We start from the raw sequence: 16,819 nt of genomic DNA on the forward strand, positions 1-16,819 counted from the left end.
GTCAGTTCGGCAGCACCGTCGTCTCGGGCATCGGCTGAGTCAGCGCTTCACCGAGCAGGCACTGTTCGGCCTCCGGGATCGAAAAGCGGACCTTGAAACCGTCTTCTGTTTCCAGCGTGATGATGCGCTGGGTCGTGTCGGTGGATTGTTCCAGCACCCAGGACGCCAGCGGATAGGCATAGCGCAGGCTCTGGTCGCCGTAGCGGGTCTTCAGCGCCGCCTCGAGCAGGCCGGGCAGCGTCATGATCAGGGCGCCGACCTGGTTGAGAGAGACGCTGACCGCGGCGGGATTGCCTGTCACATCCTCGAAGCCCAGCGAGATCGCGCCGCCGTCGGCCGCCACCTCGCAGGTCGTGAGCTGCCTCACCTTGATTTCCATTGAACGCTCCGAAGCGCATATCGCTATATCTCGAACGATATAGCGATAATGCCGAAAGAGGTCTAGCGGGCATTCCTTGGAATCCATCTACGCTCGGCAACGCCTTCTGGCACCTCGGCGACTTCTCGGTGGGCTACAGGCGAGCGTTCGGCGAAGCCCCCTCCGAGACGCTGCGCGAGGCCGTCATTTTACGGGCGCGCTCGCGCATCGGTGAAAAAGCCCGGTCAAATACGGGCATTTTTCTCCTTTCCGATATTCTCCTCCACGTTCTGTTAATGACGCGGCGAGTTCCCGCTGTGCACACGCGCGAGAGTTAGGCAGTCGGCAACGCCGGGCGGCGATCATCGCCGGACGCAAACAGGTCGAGCCCGATGCCGTCACGACGCCTTCACGCCAGGATTCAGCACCATCCGACCATGGTCGTGTGGGCGCTCGTCGTGCTCATGAGCGCCTGCGTGCTCGGCCTGGTTGCGTGGAAGGCCGCCCTTGGCCGCGAGATGGCGTTGACGCGCAACGAGGACGACGTTCGCAACCTCGTGCATTCGCTGACCCAGCACGCCGTCCATTCGTTCCAGGCTCCCGACGTCGCGATGGGCGGCCTCGTCGATCTGCTCAAATATCGCAAGCCCGAGAGCGCGGCGCGGTTCAATGCCTATCTGGCAAACACTGTGCGCTCGCTGCCCCAGCTCCGCGAGATCAAGGTGCTCGACGTCAACGGCGATGCGATCTATTCGAGTGGAGAGCTGCAAACGCACAACAATGCGGATCGCGCTTATTTCCACTTCCACCGGGATACTCCCGGCAACGAGCTGCGCATCAGCGGCCCGTTCAAGTCCCGAACCACGGGCCTTCCAACCATCGTGCTGTCGAAACGCATCAGCGATGCGGCGACCGGCGCATTTGCCGGAATCGTCATGGCGACGATTCCTTGCGACTATTTCGCCGGCTTCTATCAGTCGTTCCGGATCGGCGAGCATGGCGCCATCAGCCTGATCACCGGTGACGGCAAGGTCTTGGCACGCTGGCCGGAGGGCTCCAGCGGCCGCGACCTTTCAGGCACGCCGCTGTTTCAGACGCGCCTGAAGCAGGATCCCGTCGGCTATTACAGGATAACCTCGCCGTTCGACGGGATTGCGAAATATTTCGGCTACGAACAGGCCGACCGCTATCCCATCGTGGTGACCGTTGCGCGATCCGAGGCGCAGATCCTTGCCGGATGGCAACAAGCGCTGCGCCGGGACGCGCTCGTGGCCTTCGTCCTCCTGCTCGTCGTGGCCGGCATCGCCACACTGCTGGCGCGGCAGTTCCACTATCGTACCCGCCTCGAACAGTCGCTTTGCGAGCGTGAGGCACGCTATCGCCTGCTTGCCGAGAACATCGCCGACATCGTGCTGGTGCTCGATGCGAGAGGCGTGTGCCGCTATGTGTCGCAGTCGATTCACGCGGCCCTCGGCATGACCGAAGACATGGTGGTCGGACGTTCCTGCCTCGATTTCGTCCACCCCGACGACCACGAGATCGTGGCCAACAGCGGCAGCCTTCTTGACGAGAGCAGTCATTCGCGATCGATCACCTTCCGCGTCAGGCGACCGGACGGCTCCATCGTATGGCTCGAATCGAATTTTCGGCCGGCCCGTGGCCTCGGCCCCGAAGGGCGCTCGACCGTCGCCGTGCTGCGCGACGTGACGCAGCGCAAGCTGCTCGAAGACGAACTGTCGACCGCGACCCGGCGCCTTGCACAGCTCGCCACCACCGACGGTCTGACGCGGCTCGCCAATCGCCGGAGCTTCGACGGCTTCCTGCGCGAGGCTTATGAGCACAATTCGGTCCTCTCGGTGCTGATGATCGACATCGATCACTTCAAGGGATTCAACGACACGCTCGGCCATCAGGCCGGCGACGACTGCCTGCGCCAGATTGCCGGCGCGATCGACCAGATTGCGGCGCGTTCCGGCGGCCAGGCCGCAAGATATGGCGGCGAGGAATTCGCCGTCGTGCTGCCGGGCCTCACGGAAGAGCGCGCGATGGAGATCGCCGAACAGTTGCGGCAATCGGTCATAAATCTCGACATCCGCCATCCCGCGGCACCGCGCGGCCCCGTGACCATCAGCATCGGCGTCGCCGACAAGCAAGAAATCGGCAGCAACGACATTGCGCTGCTGCGACAGGCCGACATCGCGCTCTACCGCGCCAAGGACGCCGGCCGGAATCGTGCGGTCGCAAGCACGTCGCTGCACAGCGCGGAGGTGGCCTCGCCTCCGCTCGCCGACCTGGATCTCGCCGGGTAGCGCCCGCGCTCAGGCGTGACCGTTCTCCTTTCGGTGTCCATTCTCGCTGAGGCGGTCGACCCAGGCGATACCGATCGCCGAGACGATGAAGGTCAGGTGGATCAACACCTGCCACATCACGCCGCTCTCGGTGAAATTGCTGCGCGTGGTGCCGAGATTCCCGGCCTCGATGAACGTCCTGAGCAGCGAGATCGAGGAGATGCCGACGATCGCCATCGCAAGCTTGATCTTGAGCACGCTGGCGTTGACATGGCTCAGCCATTCGGGCTCGTCGGGATGGCCGCGCAGGTTCAGACGCGAGACGAAGGTCTCGTAGCCGCCGACGATCACCATCACGAGCAGGTTCGAGATCATGACGACGTCGATCAGGCCGAGCACGACCAGCATGATCTGCTGCTCGCTGGCGTCGAACGAGTGCGCGACCAGGTGCCAGAGCTCCTTCAGGAACAGCAGCACATAGACGGCCTGCGCGACGATGAGCCCGACATAGAGCGGCAATTGCAGCCAGCGCGAGCCGAAGATCAGGCGCGGAAACAGGCCGACCGGCGGCTTTGGCGCGAGGCGCGCCGAAGGTGCTTGGGGTTCGGACGACATCGATCACTCCGGAAGGGCGACGGCAGAATACGGCGGCGGGTTTAGAGACTTGCGATGACAGGCGCGAGCTCGAGCGAGCCGCGATAGATCATCTCGAAGGCGACGTAGACGACGATGGCGAGGCCGACATAGGCGATCCAGCGCTGCTTCTGCAGCACGCGGCCGAGCAGATCGGCGGCAACGCCCATCAGCGCAACCGACAGAAGCAGGCCGAAGGCCAGGATGTAGGGATGCTCGCGCGCCGCGCCCGCGACCGCGAGCACGTTGTCGAGCGACATCGAGACGTCCGCGGCCACGATCTGCATCGCCGCCTGCCCGAACGTCTTGCGCGGTGCGGCAGGGCTGGTCGCGGCACCGCCATGGCTGAACGCAAGCTGGTTCGCATGCGCGGTCTGCTCGCGCAGTTCGCGCCACATCTTCCAGCACACCCACAGCAACAGCACGCCGCCGGCGAGCAGCAGGCCGATCACTTGCAGAAGCTGGGTCGCGACGCCGGCAAACATGATGCGCAAGCCGGTCGCCGCGATGATGCCGACGACGATGGCGCGGCGGCGCTGCTCGGCCGGCAGGCCGGCGGCGGCCAGGCCGATGACGACGGCATTGTCGCCGGCGAGCACGAGGTCGATCAGGACGACCTGGAGCAGCGCGGTCAGCGCATCGGCGGTGATGAACTCAGTCATGATCGATCGTCTTTTGATGCGGCCGGGTCCAGCCAGTGCGGCTTGCGGCGCTCGATCCAGTCGAAGACCTTCGAGCGCGACGCACGCAGCGCCGGCACGTCCTCGGCGAGCAGCGCGAGGCCGAGCGGCAGCATCCAGACGCCGAGCACCGGCAGGAAGGACAGCACGCCACCGACGACGAGCAGCGCGCCCGAGGGAATCCGGACCCAGCGGCTGGACGGTTGCAGGAGATAGTCGACTGTGTTGGCAAGGCGCGGCGGCAGCCGATCGACCAGCGCATCGAGGCGCGGATCGCCACCGGCCGGTTGGCCGCTGTGGCCCTCGGATCTGGTCTTTTGCTCATCGGAAGCTGCGCTCATGCTCACGCCTTGGCGGCCGCGCCAACCGCGATGGGCCCGACCGGCTTCGCGCGCGGCAGCACCAGCGTCAGCAGCCGCAGCAGCTTGATCGCCTGCACTTCGTGCGGATCCACATTCTCGTCCGCCGCCGCGACACGTTCCGACAGCTCGATCAGATGGGACGACAGCGGCAGGTCCGCGACCGGGCGCAGCGTGTCGATCACGACGTTGGCGAAATCAGGCTCTTCGAGCCGTTCGGCGAGCTCGTCGAACATCGCAAACAGACGATCGTCGCCGATATGCGGCGCCAGTCCGCGCTCCCTGATGAAGCGGATCACCTCGTCGCGCTCGACCGGCGACACGCGGCGGTCGGCTACGGCGACCAGCGCGCCGGCGATTACCAGCGCCGCCGCAGCCTGCTCGTTGATGCCGCGCGGCTCGGTGATCTCGATCGGGGTGGAAGTTGTGGCGTCAGACATCGTCGCTCCTCATGCTTGCGAAATGGCCGCGCTGAGCTGCGATGGAGACGATTGGGGCGGAGGGAACTCGAGCAGGCCCGACAATCGGCCGATCCATCGCATTCGCGCGGGACAGGTCATCCGACATCGCGAGGTTTTGCCGACATGGTCAGCGTCCTCGCCAGAGGGGCCCGGATTCTTGTTCTTCCCACACATAAAGCTGCGTGAGCTGGAATCAAGGTGACCGACGTGCGACCAGCCGCCGCATCGGGTTCCGTCTTGGCAAACTCGGTTAAGGCAGTGGCGTGTCTACCCCATCCGCTCGACGAGATGCGCGCGCGACGGTGACGGTTCAAATCGGTCGCCGAAATATTGCGTTTCGTGCGCGACCAGGCCGTCACGGAATTCCATGATGCTGACGACGTAGGACGGCACTCCGTCATAGGTCAGGACGAACTCGCTCACCCAGAGATCGCCGCCGCCGATGATCCGCCGAACCTTGAAGCGCTTCTTGTTCGGCTGCGCGAATCGGCTCTGCTGAATGTTCCGGCGGCCGCGGATGCGCTCTCCGGACTGCGGATAGTCGAGCAAGGCGTCCTCGCGATAGATGTCATGCTCGGCCTCGAAATCGTTCGCGTCCGACGCGTCCCAATGGCGCTGGAGCGCCGCCAATTTGGCTTGGTCGTCCATCTCGGTCTCCCCTATTGAAGCCGGTGCCCCAGGGAATGAAGATATACAACGCAGCTCTCACGTCGTGCTGATCACGAGCGTGAGAGATTGCTCCATGCCGAGACGATCGATGACCCAGATGAAGACCAATCCCGCCCGCATGGGCGCGCGCCGGATCTACGAGGCGCTGCGCGGGCTCGTCGCGAACTTCCGCTATGGCGAGCTGTCGCCCTCCGACTTCCCGGCGCAACGCCGAGCGCCAGCAGGCGTTGATCACCGCGCTGCGCCGGCGCTTCGGCGATCGCGTCAGGATCGAAGGCGCAGCCGCCGGCCTGCATGTGGTGGCGTGGTTCGACGATCTGCCGTTGAAACATGAAGAGGCATTGATCAAGGCAGCCCGCGCCAAGGGCGTCGGCATCTATCCCGTCTCCGCGCTGGTCGCCGGCCGGCGCAATGCGCGGAAGACGGTCGGCCTCGTCATGGGCTATTCAGCGCTGGAGGTCGCGCAGATCGAACGGGGCTGCCGGCTGCTCGCGCAGGCGGTCGCCGAACTGGACTGACATTATTGTCCAAAACTGGCCGTTTATGGCAGGCCAGATTCCGGCTATGTCCGTCACCCGAACGGAGACACGTCATGTACATTCCCCCGGCCTTCAGGGACGACGACATCGAGAGCGTTCACGCGACCATCCGGGCTGCACGGCTCGCGAGCCTCGTCACGGCCACCAGCGAAGGCCCGATCGCAACGCCCTTGCCGCTCTTCCTCGACGAGAGCGAAGGCGAGCATGGCGTGCTGTATGGGCACGTGGCGAAGGCCAACCCGCAATGGCAGCTGCCGCCGATCGGCGATGCGCTGGCGATCTTCTCGGGTCCCGACGCCTATGTGACGCCGTCCTGGTACGCGACCAAGCAGGAGACCGAAAAGGTCGTGCCGACCTGGAACTACATTGCCGTACATGCCTACGGCCCGGTGGAATTCTTCCAGGATCCGGAGCGCCTGCTCGCGGTCGTGACGCGGCTGACCAACAGGCACGAAGGCGCGCGTGCAAAGCCGTGGGCGGTCAACGATGCGCCCGCGGATTTCATCGCCGCGCAGCTGCGCGGGATCGTCGGCGTGCGCATTCCCGTGACCAGGTTCGAAGGCAAGCGCAAGATGAGCCAGAACCGGCCCGAGGCCGATCGCATCGGCGTCGCAGCCGGCCTTGCGGCGAGCGAGAACGCCGGGGATCGCGAGGTCGCGCCCCTGATCCCGCTGCCGGGCTGACGCGCTGACGGCGCCGTTTCAGTGATCGCCGTGCTCGCGCTGCCGGTGAGCGTATTCGGCTCCCCATCCGAGGCCGAGCGTCACCGAGATGAGCGAGCCGAGCAGCACGCCGAATTTCGCGGCATCGAGCAGCTTCTCGTCGGTGAACGCGAGCATGGCGATGAAGATCGACATGGTGAAGCCGATGCCGGCCAGAAGCCCGACGAGGCAGACGCCGGCCCATGTCACGCCCGGCGCCAGTCGACATCCCCCTGCGCGCACCGCAAGCCAGGTCGCACCGATCACGCCGATGGGCTTTCCCGCGCAAAGCGCAAGTCCGATGCCCAGCGTCACGAATTGCGCGCCGCCAGTGAACTCGGCACTTCTGAAGTCGACACCGGCATTGGCCAACGCGAACAGCGGCATGACGGCGTAGGCGACCCAGGGATGCAGCGCCGTTTCAACACGAATGACGGGCGGCACGATCTCGGGACGGGCCGAGCGGACCGGCGTGATCAAGCCCAGCAGGACACCCGCGAGCGTCGGATGGACGCCAGCCATAAGGAACCCCGCCCAGACGATGAATGCAGGCAGCACGTAGGCGAACGCGGAGCCGAAGCCGAGCCGTTGAAACCCGAGCGCCAGGAGCACGCCGACTGCCGCGACGATGAAGCCGTTGAGATCGAGTCCGCTCGTATAAAACAATGCGATGATGAGCACTGCGATGATGTCGTCGATGATGGCCAGCGCCAGCAGAAACACCCTGACGTTCGCGGGGATCGATCGTCCCAGCAACGCGAGCACGCCGACCGCGAAAGCGATATCCGTCGCGGTTGGGATCGCCCAGCCCTGGCTACGTCCCGGGACCATGTTGAAGCCGAGATAGATCAGCGCGGGAACGAGAACGCCGCCGAGAGCCGCGAGCACCGGTAGCATGGCCTGATCGAACCAGCTGAGCGCGCCCTCGTGGATCTCGCGGCGGATTTCCATGCCGACGACCAGGAAGAAGATCGTCATCAACGCATCGTTGATCCAGAAATGCAGCGATCGGACGAAGACGAAGCCGCCGAGATGAAGCGAAATCGGCAGGTTCCAGACCTCATGATACGCATGGGCGAAGGGTGAGTTGGCCCAGAGCAAGGCGGCCGCCGCGGCCACCAGCAGCACCACGCCGCTGACGGCCTCGACGTGCAGGAATCGCTGGAGCGTCGCGAGTGCTCGCTCGACGAAAAACGGTGATTTGGGCAGGTGCCTGCCGGGCAGCTGATCGTTCATGGCGCACGCATCCTGCGTGGCGGCCCGACCATCGCTTAACCTGTCGCTGCCCGATGCAGCGATCACCCGCGGCTGTTCTACACGACGAGGGCGTCAAGGCAACCCCGCTCAGCTCGGATCCGAAGCAGGGAAAATTGTTCCGTTCGATCTTACAATTTCCAGTAGGTCCGAGGCGGAACCCACCCCTGTCAGGCGGATTATTGCCCGCAGGCAATACCGCCGCCGGGTGGCACGATGACATTTGCTTCGGACGTTTTGAAACTGCTGCGCCTCGATCCCTCCGACGACAAGCAGCATGTCGTCATTCGCTCGGCCGGCGGGCGCGGCAAGGCGGCCGAATATTCCTTCGGCATCGAGGAGGAATACTTCCTCGCCGATCGCCGTACGCTCGAGGTTGCGATCCAGACGCCCAACGAGCTGTTCGAATCCGCAAACTGGTCGACCGGCGGACAAGCCATGCGCGAGATGCTGCAATCCCAGCTCGAGGTGGCGACCAACGTCCACGTCGATGTCAATGACGCACGAGAGGAGCTGAGGTTCCTGCGCCGCGAGGTGGCCAACGTCGCCGCGCAATATGGCTTCGTCATCATGGCCTGCGGCACGCATCCGACCGCGGTCTGGCGCAGGTCGCAGCCGAGCCCGAAGCCGCGCTACGAGGAGATGATCGAGGATCTGCGCAGCATCGGCCACCGCAACATGATGTGCGGCATGCACGTGCATGTTCAACTGCCTGATCCCGAAAAGCGGATGGCGGTGATGCGGGCGATGCTCCCGCATCTGCCGCTGTTCATCGCGCTCGCGGCGTCCTCGCCGTTCTGGAACTCGCACAAGACGGGACTGAAGGGCTATCGTCTCGCCGCCTATTCCGAGCTGCCGCGCACGGGGCTGCCCGAACTATTCGAAAACAGGCAGGACTTCGACGAATATATCGGCGCTCTCCAGCGCTCCGGCGTGATCCCCGACGAAGGCCACATCTGGTGGGCGATGTGCCCATCCATGAAGCACCCGACGCTGGAGCTTCGTGCGCCCGATACCTGCACCCTGGTCGAGGACGCCGTCGCGATCGCCTCGCTCTATCGCTGCCTGACGCGCCACCTCTATCTGCGGCCGCATCTGTCGAAGGAGGTCACCGTCGTCGAACGCGCCATTGCGGTCGAGAACAAATGGCGCGCCCAGCGCTACGGCACCGATTGCATCTTTGCATCAAAGGACGGACCGGTCATGATCTCGGAGATGCTCACCCGGATCATCGACGGCATCGCCGAGGACGCGGACGCATTGGGCTGCGCCGCGGAGATCGAGCACTGCCGCACCGTTGTAGATCGCGGCAGCTCGGCCGAATTCCAGCTTCGCGCCTATCGCGACAACGGCGACGACATCGCAGCCGTGTCACGATGGATTGCTACTTCGACGATCTCGGGCACGAGCGCGCCGATCGGGCGCAGCGCTCCGGCACCGTCATAGCGCCCACGCAAGCTTCACCAGCGACAACTTCATTGCCCAATTTGCTACGCCGTCGAGGAATGAATGACCGACATCGCCTGGTGCGCCGGTTGCGGCCACAGCCTGATCCAGATCCTGTCCGAGAAGGGCCTGACAGCGCCGAGCTGCTTCTGGTGCGAGAGCGTCGATATGCGGACCATGGAGATGGCGAAGTGGGCGGACAGCCCGGCCGGCAAGCCGGATCGGGCCGCGCCTCACGTCTTTGATTGAGGCGCTCTCCGCCTCAAGCCCGCGCCACCAGGCGTGGACGGAACACGGACTCGACGGTCGCCGCCTGCGCAGCAGCGAGCTTTCGTGCCGACCGCCGCCGCGGGATGAAGAAGCTGTTGACCAGGATCGGCTCGAAATCGCCCAGCGCGGTTCGCTCCTTCACGAGCAGGCTCATGACCGAGCGCATCTTGATGACCTCCTGCGCCACGAAGCTGCAGTCCTCATCGCGGTTGATCTGCTCGTGCATGATCGCCTCGGCCTCGCGCATGCTGACGCGAAGCGCCCTGATGGTTCTGCGGATGTCGTTGATGCGGTTGTCCATGGCTGCCTCCATCTCGGTCGCAGCATAAGAACAAAAAGTGAACATAATGTCAACCGCTGCCTGCACGCGCGACGGCGGGGCCTGCTGACAAATTAGACAAAAAGCGGCGCCACCTCCGAAGCGCGAGCCTTGGCGCAGGGTCGCAAGATCAGTGCGAGCGGGCGGTCTAACCTCCGGTGCAGCCACCGATTTTTCCTCACCGCATCGACGCGCCGGGCGCCATTGCTGCTTCGCAAACCAACTGGCCCAAAATTCGCAACGACTTCGCAAGCTGGCAATGGCGCAGAGCGGAGAACGTCATGAACGTGCATGCTGCGGGCGATCTCAAGACCACCGGCCTCACCCACCCGAACGGCGCGCCGCTCCGCCTCAACACCAGGGATTTCGTTGCGATCGATCGCGACAGGTGCGCGAAATTCGAGGCGACGTATCGTCCGCAAGCGCTCTACAACCGTGCGAATGAAGGCTTTCACGCCAACAACGAAACCTTCCTGCTCCACGAAGTCGCCACGAACCTGCCGATCTACCGCCCCGACACCGGGCCGACCGATTTCCATCTGCATCTGCCGCCCGGCGGCTTTCAGCTCGTGCTGGTCACCTCGGGCGCCTTCACCTTCGACTATGACGGGCGCTTCTACAATGTCGGCCCTGGCGCGGTGATGCTGCAAAGCGCGATCGTGCATCGCCAGCTGTTCTACACGTGGTCGGGTTTGCCAACCGAACAGAATCTGAAGACGCCGCAGACGGTGGTGCCGGATCCCATCTCGATGGGCTACTCCGGCAAGTTCCTCGAAGCCTTCATCACCGATCCCACCACCTTTCCGAACCCGACCATCGTCGGCCCCGACCAGATCAACGAAGCCGAGACGCCGCGCGTGGCGTGGAGCCACCCCTTGCACGATCGCCCGGCCAATGCCGGCTTCTGGCTTCAGGATCCGCTGGCGCTGGATGCGCTGTTCAAGCCGCTCACTGGCGGCACGATCAAATCGGCGCTGCCGGTCTACGTGCGCGACATCGGCATCGAGGCGCCGAGCGGCCAGCTCGTCACCGGCCACATCATCGCAACCGATCCGCGCGGCCAATCGCTGCTGCCGAAGAGCTCGTCGGCTTCGGTGGATGCCGCCTCCTTCGCCAACGGCGAGGTCGCGATCTATCGCATCATTCGCGGCACCGCCGAATTCAAGAACAAGGCAGGCGGGACCTTTGAGCTCGCGGCCGGCGACGTCGTCACCGCGAGCAAGAGCGCGATCAGCCTCATTGCAGTCGGCGAGAACACCCAGGTCCTGCGGCTCGGTCTTCTCAAGGGCATCGACAACCTGCGCAGCTGGACGCCGACGCAGCGCGACGAGATCGACGGCCTCGCCGGCCAGATCATCACGCAGAAGGACATTCGTCCCCTGCGCACCGAGGGCAAACCGGTCGGATATTTGTACGGGTAGACGCTACTCCGCCGCCTGGCGCACGTGGCGCGCGGTCGGGGTGCGCATCGTCACCAGCTCTTCGGCCGCGGTCGGATGCAGCGCGATGGTCGCGTCGAAATCGGCTTTGTTCGCCTTCATCTTCACGGCAATCGCGACGACTTGCGTGACCTCGGCGGCACAGTCGCCGACGATGTGGCAGCCGAGCACGCGGTCGGTCGATCCGTCGACCACGAGCTTCATCAGCACGCGGGTGTCGCGGCCGGACATCGTCGCCTTGATCGGGCGGAACGTCGTCTTGTAGATGTCGACGTGGCTGAACTGCGCGCGTGCTTCAGTCTCGGTCAGGCCAACAGTGCCGACCTCCGGCTGCGAGAACACCGCGGTCGGGATATGCGAATGATCGACCTGCACCTCGCGCTTGCCGAACACGGTGTCGGCGAAAGCATGGCCCTCGCGGATCGCAACCGGCGTCAGATTGTGGCGGTGGGTGACGTCGCCGATCGCGTAGATGCTGTCGACCGAGCTCTTGGAGAAATGGTCGACCGCGATGCCGCCATTCCTCGGGTTGATGGCGACGCCCGCCTTCTCCAGTCCGAGATTTGCGACCGACGGATGGCGCCCGATCGCGAACATCACCTGGTCGGACGCGATGCTCGATCCGTTCGACAGATGGGTGGTGAATTCCTCGCCGTGGCGATCGACCTCGTTCACCGTGCAGCCGGTGAGGATGGTGATGCCCTGCTTCTCCATCTCGGTTCGGACATGCGTGCGGACGTCCTCGTCGAACCCGCGCAGGATGTTGTCGCCGCGATAGATCACGGTCACGTCGGAGCCGAAGCCGGCGAAGATGCCGGCGAATTCCAGCGCGATATAGCCGCCCCCCTGGATCACGATCCGCCGCGGCAGCTTCTTCAGGTGAAACGCCTCGTTGGAGGAGATCACATGCTCGATGCCGGGGATCGCCGCGCCATGGTTGGGCGCGCCGCCGGTGGCGATGAGAATGTACTTTGCGGTGATCTTCTTGTCGTCCGCGAGCAGGCGGACGGTGTGCTTGTCCTCGATCACCGCGCGGCTCTTGACAATCTGCGCGCCCGATTTCTCGACGTTCGCGGTGTAGGCCGCCTCCAGCCGCGCGATTTCCTTGTCCTTGTTGGCGATCAGGGTCGGCCAGTCGAAGGTCGCGGGTGGAACGGTCCAGCCGAAACCGGCGGCGTCCTCGATCTCGTGACGAACATGCGAGCCGATCACGAACAGCTTCTTGGGCACGCAGCCGCGGATCACGCAGGTGCCGCCCATGCGGTACTCTTCCGCGATCATCACGCGGGCGCCGTAACCGGCCGCGATGCGGGCGGCACGCACGCCGCCCGAACCGCCACCGATGACGAAGAGGTCGACGTCGAATTCAGCCATTGTCCACTCCGACCTCTCCTAGAACATGATCCGGATTCCGATCAGATAGGTACTGTCAGATTTCCTTGCCACGCTTCTTCATCTCGGCGCGGAACGCGCTTGCGACGACCTCGGAGAAGTTCCGTGCCCAATCGTTCATGACCTGCACGCTGAGGTTGATGGCCTTGGGCTCGTTGGCGATCAGCTTCTGGCCGAGCGGCGACTTGTAGAACGTGACGAGATCCTTCAACTCCTGCTCGGTGAACTCGCCGGCATAGACCCCCACCATCCCCTCGCCGATCTCCTGCTCGCGGCCGGCAAGCTGCTTGGCGATCACAGGGGCGAGCTCGTTGAGATCCTTCTGGTAGTTGAGGTTCTGCCCGATCAGCGTGGTCTTGACCTTGTCCACGATGGCCGGCACGGCGTTGGCGTACATCCCGGCTGCATTCTTCAGCTGCAGGATCTCCTTCGCCGCCGCGATCGCCCCCGGAGAGGGTGCCTGCGGGGCCGGCTGCTGCTGAGCGGTTGCAGGCACTGCCCCCAGTGCCAGCGCGAAGGCGAGGCACACGGCGGGCACGATCTTCGAAACGCTCTTCATTCCTAGTCTCCTTTCGGCTTACGCCGTTCAATCACGCGAATTCCCTCGCCACCCGCCAAAACGGCCGAGCTGGCCAAGCCGATGAACAACCCGTGCTCGACCACGCCGGGGATCGTACTCAATGCCCTGGCGAGGCTGGGCGGATCCGCAATGCACCCGAGCCGGGCATCGACGATCCAGTGGCCGCCATCGGTGACGAAAACGTGGCCATCCCCGCCCCCGCCCCTGGCCTTGCGGACCGCCATTTGCCCGGAAACGCCGCATTCCGCAAATGCCTTCTCGATGGCCCGGCGGGTCGCGCCGAGCCCGAACGGGATCACCTCGATTGGCAGCGGAAAGCTGCCGAGCGTCGGCACCCATTTGCTGTCGTCGGCAATGACGATCATGCGATCCGAGGCGGCTGCCACGATCTTCTCGCGCAGCAAGGCACCGCCGCCGCCCTTGATCAGATTGAGCTCCGGATCGATCTCGTCGGCACCGTCGACGGTGATGTCGAGATGGTCGATCTCATCGAGCGTCGTCAGGGGCACGCCGCAGCGCTCCGCGTCGGCGCGCGTCGCCTCGGAGGTCGGCACGCCGATCACCTTGAGGCCGGCGGCGACGCGCTCGCCGAGCAGCTCGACGAAATGCTTGGCGGTCGAGCCGGTCCCGAGGCCAAGCTGCATGCCGTCGCGCACCTCTTCCAGGGCGCGAGCCGCAGCCTGCCGCTTCAACTGGTCCATATCCACGTCTTTGCGCCCCGCCTCTAAGGAGTGCTGCCGATGATGTCGCTCGCGGCGGCCTATGTAGCCTCGTTTCTCCCCCGAGAACAGGTCTGGGAACAGGCCTATAAGGTGATCTTATGGGCCCTCCCCTTGCGCCGGCCCGGCCGGCCCGATAGCGCTTTTGGCATGACCTCCCCCTATACCCTCGTCTTCGATCTCGACGGCACGCTTGTGGATACGGCGCCCGACCTGATCACCGCGCTGAATCACGTGCTCGACCGTGAGGGCCTGCCGCCGGTTCCGATGGCTTCGGCCCGCAACATGATCGGCGCCGGTGCCCGCAAGCTGATCGAGCGGGGTCTGGAGGCCGAGGGCCGCACCGTCAGCGTGGCCGACATGGACCGGATGACGGCGGATTTCATCGCCTATTATGCCGACCACATCGCGGTCGAATCCCGCCCCTTCGAGGGGCTGCTGGATGCGCTCGATCTTTTTGCGGCCCAGGGCCATCGCCTCGCGGTCTGCACCAACAAGCTGGAATGGCTGTCCAAGCGGCTGCTGGATCAGCTCGACCTGACCAGGCGTTTCGCGGCGATCTGCGGCGCCGATACGTTCGGGGTGCAGAAGCCAGATCCGACCATTTTCCGCCAGACCGTGGCGCGGGCCGGCGGCGAGGTCAAAGCCAGCATCATGGTCGGCGATGCCGGAACCGATGTCGGGGTGGCCCGGCGCGCCGGGGTTCCCGTGATCGGCGTCAGTTTCGGCTACACGGACGTGCCGATCGCCGATCTGAAACCTGATAGGCTGATCCATCATATGCGTGACCTGCCGGATGCCGCCCACAGCCTGATGAGCGCCTAAGTGTCGGGCAAGGCCCTGAAATGGCTACTCTATCCCCGTGGAACCCCGCGTTAACCATCTATTAACTATGCGCTTTCCGCCGGTTGCTTGCCCCCGGCGACGCCCCTAAGGTCCCGACGGGGTTATGTGGCGGTTCGTCGCAGTTAGAGTGGATGGTCATGCGTCGTGTCATCGCGATTGCGTTAGCGGGGGCGAGCCTTGGTGGCTGCTCCTCGATGTCTTGGGACATGTTCAAATCGGCGCCGCCGACCGTCCAGGTCCGGCTCGAATCCAATCCCCCGGGGGCTGACGCCACGACCTCGCTGGGCGGCGGCTGCAAGACACCTTGCTCCGTCTCGGTTCCTGCCCCCGACGCGCCGTTCACGGTGTCGTACGCGCTTCTCAAGTACCAGCCGACCACGGTGCCGGTGAACGTGATCAAGAATCCCGGCAATTTCACCACGCCTGCGACGGTCACCACCGACCCGAATCCGGTGTTCGCGGAGCTTGCGCCGGTTGTGCCGCCCAAGCCCGTGAAGAAGAAGCCGCACCGGCCGAAGAAGCCGAAACCGGCCGCAGCCGCGCCCGCTGCAGCGCCAGCCGATGCCGCGGCGCCCGCAGGCTCGCCGTTCCCCGATCCCAACGCGGGCAAGCGCTGATCCGGGCGTCAATCTAGGTATACCACCCGATTGTCTCAGCCGCGTCCGATGCTTAGATTGCTTCCAAGCACCGCTGAAGCAAACGTGCGCCCGTCGCCGTAAGTGACAAGGCATTTGGTATGAACGGACCTATTGCGAGCCCCCTCGCCGCGTTGTCGAGCGCCATGACCGATCCCTTCGGGCGGACAATCTCTTACTTGCGCGTCTCCGTCACCGACCGCTGCGACCTGCGCTGCTTCTATTGCATGTCGGAAGACATGACGTTCCTGCCCAAGGCCGACCTGCTGACGCTCGAGGAACTCGATCGGCTCTGCTCGGCCTTCATCGCCAAGGGCGTGAAGAAGCTGCGACTGACCGGCGGCGAGCCGCTGGTCCGGCGCAACGTGATGTCGCTGGTGCGCTCGCTGTCGCGCCACCTCCAGAGCGGCGCGCTGAACGAGCTGACGCTGACCACCAACGGAACGCAGCTCGCAAAGCACGCGCAAGAGCTCGCCGATTGCGGCGTCCGTCGCATCAATGTCTCGCTCGACACGCTCGATCCCAGGAAGTTTCGCGAGATCACGCGCTGGGGCGAGATCGACAAGGTGCTGGAAGGCATCGAGGCCGCGCGCGCCGCGGGCCTTGCCGTGAAGATCAACGCGGTCGCACTGAAGAACCTCAACGAGGACGAGCTCCCCGATCTCCTGCGCTGGGCCCATGGCAAGAACATGGGCCTCACCCTGATCGAGGTGATGCCGATGGGCGAGATCGGCGCGGGCCGCATCGACCAATATCTGCCGCTGTCACTGGTGCGCGCGCGCCTCGCCCAGCAGTTCACGCTGACGGATCTCGCCGAGAGCACCGGCGGGCCGGCGCGCTATGTCAGCGTCGCCGAGACCGGCGGCAAGCTCGGCTTCATCACGCCGATGACGCATAATTTCTGCGAATCCTGCAACCGGGTGCGCATCACCTGCACGGGCACGCTGCACACCTGCCTCGGCCACGAGGACGCCTCCGATCTGCGCAAGCCGCTACGCGCATCGGACGACGATGAGCTGCTCGCGGCGGCGATCGACCGCGCCATCGGGCTGAAGCCCAAGGGCCACGATTTCATCATCGACCGACGTCACGACCGCCCCAGCGTGTCCAGGCACATGAGCGTCACCGGCGGTTGAGGAATGGACCGGCTGCGGCACTATTCCCCTTAGATATCAACAAACTTCCGATTGACTGCCGGCACGCCCGCTGGTTTGGTGCGCCAGCCTCATGC

Annotated in this window: 21 protein-coding genes; 10 read left to right on the forward strand and 11 right to left on the reverse strand. The window is 64.7% G+C overall.

Annotated elements, in window-relative coordinates; translation table 11 throughout:
• Position 1: 1 nt before the first annotated feature.
• Positions 2-379, reverse strand: coding sequence for a hypothetical protein (locus tag QY049_RS06735; protein WP_194476516.1), 378 nt, complete (start codon positions 377-379; stop codon positions 2-4).
• Here QY049_RS06735 and QY049_RS06740 point away from each other — a divergent pair.
• Both QY049_RS06740 and QY049_RS06745 read left to right on the forward strand, forming a co-directional pair.
• Positions 379-696 carry a hypothetical protein gene (locus tag QY049_RS06740; protein WP_258762135.1) on the forward strand — a complete coding sequence of 106 codons (318 nt, stop codon included), beginning with the start codon at positions 379-381 and terminating at the stop codon, positions 694-696. The two genes, QY049_RS06735 and QY049_RS06740, sit on opposite strands and share 1 nt — an antisense overlap.
• Before the next feature lie 54 nt (positions 697-750).
• Entirely contained in the window at positions 751-2,667 is a 1,917-nt protein-coding gene (locus QY049_RS06745; RefSeq protein WP_258762136.1) for a diguanylate cyclase, read from the forward strand.
• Between the two features lie 9 nt (positions 2,668-2,676).
• Here the strand turns inward: QY049_RS06745 and QY049_RS06750 are convergent, their stop codons facing one another.
• The 5 genes from QY049_RS06750 to QY049_RS06770 all read right to left on the reverse strand — a co-directional run bounded on the left by QY049_RS06750 (position 2,677) and on the right by QY049_RS06770 (position 5,427).
• Positions 2,677-3,261, reverse strand: a complete 585-nt coding sequence (locus QY049_RS06750; RefSeq protein ID WP_194476518.1) for a TIGR00645 family protein — start codon at positions 3,259-3,261, stop codon at positions 2,677-2,679.
• 41 nt (positions 3,262-3,302) lie between these two features.
• A complete protein-coding gene (locus tag QY049_RS06755; RefSeq protein ID WP_258762137.1) occupies positions 3,303-3,941 on the reverse strand; it encodes a TerC family protein in 639 nt (212 codons plus the stop codon).
• Complete coding sequence (locus QY049_RS06760) at positions 3,938-4,300, reverse strand: hypothetical protein (protein ID WP_258762138.1); 363 nt, start codon at positions 4,298-4,300, stop codon at positions 3,938-3,940. The genes QY049_RS06755 and QY049_RS06760 overlap by 4 nt, the downstream gene beginning before the upstream one ends.
• Before the next feature lie 2 nt (positions 4,301-4,302).
• Entirely contained in the window at positions 4,303-4,758 is a 456-nt protein-coding gene (locus QY049_RS06765) for a TerB family tellurite resistance protein (RefSeq protein ID WP_194476521.1), read from the reverse strand.
• A gap of 288 nt (positions 4,759-5,046) precedes the next feature.
• The gene (locus tag QY049_RS06770) at positions 5,047-5,427 is read right to left on the reverse strand and encodes a nuclear transport factor 2 family protein (protein WP_258762139.1); all 381 of its coding nucleotides are present in this window, start codon (positions 5,425-5,427) and stop codon (positions 5,047-5,049) included.
• Positions 5,428-5,621: 194 nt separating this feature from the next.
• Here QY049_RS06770 and QY049_RS06775 point away from each other — a divergent pair, with 194 nt between their 5' ends.
• Together QY049_RS06775 and QY049_RS06780 are read left to right on the forward strand one after the other, a co-directional pair.
• Positions 5,622-5,966 (forward strand): hypothetical protein, encoded by a 345-nt coding sequence (locus QY049_RS06775; RefSeq protein ID WP_258762141.1) that lies wholly within the window; start codon positions 5,622-5,624, stop codon positions 5,964-5,966.
• A 74-nt stretch (positions 5,967-6,040) separates the two neighbouring features.
• Positions 6,041-6,670 (forward strand): FMN-binding negative transcriptional regulator, encoded by a 630-nt coding sequence (locus QY049_RS06780; RefSeq protein WP_258762142.1) that lies wholly within the window; start codon positions 6,041-6,043, stop codon positions 6,668-6,670.
• An 18-nt stretch (positions 6,671-6,688) separates the two neighbouring features.
• Here QY049_RS06780 and nhaA read toward each other — a convergent pair whose 3' ends face one another.
• Positions 6,689-7,924 carry a Na+/H+ antiporter NhaA gene (gene nhaA, locus QY049_RS06785; protein WP_258762143.1) on the reverse strand — a complete coding sequence of 412 codons (1,236 nt, stop codon included), beginning with the start codon at positions 7,922-7,924 and terminating at the stop codon, positions 6,689-6,691.
• Positions 7,925-8,158: 234 nt separating this feature from the next.
• Here nhaA and QY049_RS06790 point away from each other — a divergent pair, with 234 nt between their 5' ends.
• On the forward strand, positions 8,159-9,388 hold the full coding sequence (locus tag QY049_RS06790; RefSeq protein WP_301269213.1) for a carboxylate-amine ligase: 1,230 nt from the start codon (positions 8,159-8,161) through the stop codon (positions 9,386-9,388).
• 63 nt (positions 9,389-9,451) lie between these two features.
• Positions 9,452-9,637 carry a hypothetical protein gene (locus QY049_RS06795; RefSeq protein ID WP_258762145.1) on the forward strand — a complete coding sequence of 62 codons (186 nt, stop codon included), beginning with the start codon at positions 9,452-9,454 and terminating at the stop codon, positions 9,635-9,637.
• Positions 9,638-9,650: 13 nt separating this feature from the next.
• Here QY049_RS06795 and QY049_RS06800 read toward each other — a convergent pair whose 3' ends face one another.
• Positions 9,651-9,959: a hypothetical protein gene (locus QY049_RS06800; RefSeq protein WP_246755555.1), complete on the reverse strand. Its 309-nt coding sequence runs from the start codon at positions 9,957-9,959 to the stop codon at positions 9,651-9,653.
• A 299-nt stretch (positions 9,960-10,258) separates the two neighbouring features.
• Between QY049_RS06800 and QY049_RS06805 the strand changes: the two genes are divergently transcribed.
• Complete coding sequence (locus tag QY049_RS06805; protein WP_258762146.1) at positions 10,259-11,398, forward strand: glucuronate isomerase; 1,140 nt, start codon at positions 10,259-10,261, stop codon at positions 11,396-11,398.
• 3 nt (positions 11,399-11,401) lie between these two features.
• Here the strand turns inward: QY049_RS06805 and gor are convergent, their stop codons facing one another.
• From gor to rpiA, 3 genes are read right to left on the reverse strand one after another with little or no spacing between them, the layout of a single operon-like run.
• Positions 11,402-12,790 carry a glutathione-disulfide reductase gene (gene gor / locus QY049_RS06810; RefSeq protein WP_301269214.1) on the reverse strand — a complete coding sequence of 463 codons (1,389 nt, stop codon included), beginning with the start codon at positions 12,788-12,790 and terminating at the stop codon, positions 11,402-11,404.
• 55 nt (positions 12,791-12,845) lie between these two features.
• Positions 12,846-13,367 (reverse strand): DUF2059 domain-containing protein, encoded by a 522-nt coding sequence (locus QY049_RS06815; RefSeq protein ID WP_258762148.1) that lies wholly within the window; start codon positions 13,365-13,367, stop codon positions 12,846-12,848.
• Between the two features lie 2 nt (positions 13,368-13,369).
• On the reverse strand, positions 13,370-14,095 hold the full coding sequence (gene rpiA, locus QY049_RS06820) for a ribose-5-phosphate isomerase RpiA (RefSeq protein WP_258762149.1): 726 nt from the start codon (positions 14,093-14,095) through the stop codon (positions 13,370-13,372).
• A gap of 162 nt (positions 14,096-14,257) precedes the next feature.
• On the opposite strand from rpiA, the gene QY049_RS06825 reads away from it, so the two are divergent.
• From QY049_RS06825 to moaA, 3 genes are all read left to right on the forward strand, one after another.
• The gene (locus tag QY049_RS06825; protein ID WP_194482770.1) at positions 14,258-14,932 is read left to right on the forward strand and encodes an HAD-IA family hydrolase; all 675 of its coding nucleotides are present in this window, start codon (positions 14,258-14,260) and stop codon (positions 14,930-14,932) included.
• Between the two features lie 158 nt (positions 14,933-15,090).
• Positions 15,091-15,570 carry a hypothetical protein gene (locus QY049_RS06830; RefSeq protein WP_194476531.1) on the forward strand — a complete coding sequence of 160 codons (480 nt, stop codon included), beginning with the start codon at positions 15,091-15,093 and terminating at the stop codon, positions 15,568-15,570.
• Between the two features lie 119 nt (positions 15,571-15,689).
• On the forward strand, positions 15,690-16,724 hold the full coding sequence (moaA, locus tag QY049_RS06835; protein ID WP_194476532.1) for a GTP 3',8-cyclase MoaA: 1,035 nt from the start codon (positions 15,690-15,692) through the stop codon (positions 16,722-16,724).
• Positions 16,725-16,819: the final 95 nt, after the last annotated feature.

It is taken from the genome of Bradyrhizobium sp. WYCCWR 13022, from assembly GCF_030435535.1.
Taxonomy (GTDB): domain Bacteria; phylum Pseudomonadota; class Alphaproteobacteria; order Rhizobiales; family Xanthobacteraceae; genus Bradyrhizobium.

Coding starts and splice junctions, on each gene's coding strand:
- QY049_RS06780 (WP_258762142.1), top strand. CDS start 6,041: ATGTACATTCCCCCGGCCTTCAGGGACGACGACATCGAGAGCGTTCAC.
- QY049_RS06790 (WP_301269213.1), top strand. CDS start 8,159: ATGACATTTGCTTCGGACGTTTTGAAACTGCTGCGCCTCGATCCCTCC.
- QY049_RS06745 (WP_258762136.1), top strand. CDS start 751: ATGCCGTCACGACGCCTTCACGCCAGGATTCAGCACCATCCGACCATG.
- nhaA (WP_258762143.1), bottom strand. CDS start 7,924: ATGAACGATCAGCTGCCCGGCAGGCACCTGCCCAAATCACCGTTTTTC.
- QY049_RS06770 (WP_258762139.1), bottom strand. CDS start 5,427: ATGGACGACCAAGCCAAATTGGCGGCGCTCCAGCGCCATTGGGACGCG.
- QY049_RS06830 (WP_194476531.1), top strand. CDS start 15,091: ATGCGTCGTGTCATCGCGATTGCGTTAGCGGGGGCGAGCCTTGGTGGC.
- QY049_RS06765 (WP_194476521.1), bottom strand. CDS start 4,758: ATGTCTGACGCCACAACTTCCACCCCGATCGAGATCACCGAGCCGCGC.
- QY049_RS06755 (WP_258762137.1), bottom strand. CDS start 3,941: ATGACTGAGTTCATCACCGCCGATGCGCTGACCGCGCTGCTCCAGGTC.
- gor (WP_301269214.1), bottom strand. CDS start 12,790: ATGGCTGAATTCGACGTCGACCTCTTCGTCATCGGTGGCGGTTCGGGC.
- QY049_RS06795 (WP_258762145.1), top strand. CDS start 9,452: ATGACCGACATCGCCTGGTGCGCCGGTTGCGGCCACAGCCTGATCCAG.
- QY049_RS06805 (WP_258762146.1), top strand. CDS start 10,259: ATGAACGTGCATGCTGCGGGCGATCTCAAGACCACCGGCCTCACCCAC.
- QY049_RS06750 (WP_194476518.1), bottom strand. CDS start 3,261: ATGTCGTCCGAACCCCAAGCACCTTCGGCGCGCCTCGCGCCAAAGCCG.
- QY049_RS06735 (WP_194476516.1), bottom strand. CDS start 379: ATGGAAATCAAGGTGAGGCAGCTCACGACCTGCGAGGTGGCGGCCGAC.
- QY049_RS06760 (WP_258762138.1), bottom strand. CDS start 4,300: ATGAGCGCAGCTTCCGATGAGCAAAAGACCAGATCCGAGGGCCACAGC.
- QY049_RS06775 (WP_258762141.1), top strand. CDS start 5,622: ATGGCGAGCTGTCGCCCTCCGACTTCCCGGCGCAACGCCGAGCGCCAG.
- moaA (WP_194476532.1), top strand. CDS start 15,690: ATGAACGGACCTATTGCGAGCCCCCTCGCCGCGTTGTCGAGCGCCATG.
- QY049_RS06800 (WP_246755555.1), bottom strand. CDS start 9,959: ATGGACAACCGCATCAACGACATCCGCAGAACCATCAGGGCGCTTCGC.
- QY049_RS06825 (WP_194482770.1), top strand. CDS start 14,258: ATGACCTCCCCCTATACCCTCGTCTTCGATCTCGACGGCACGCTTGTG.
- QY049_RS06815 (WP_258762148.1), bottom strand. CDS start 13,367: ATGAAGAGCGTTTCGAAGATCGTGCCCGCCGTGTGCCTCGCCTTCGCG.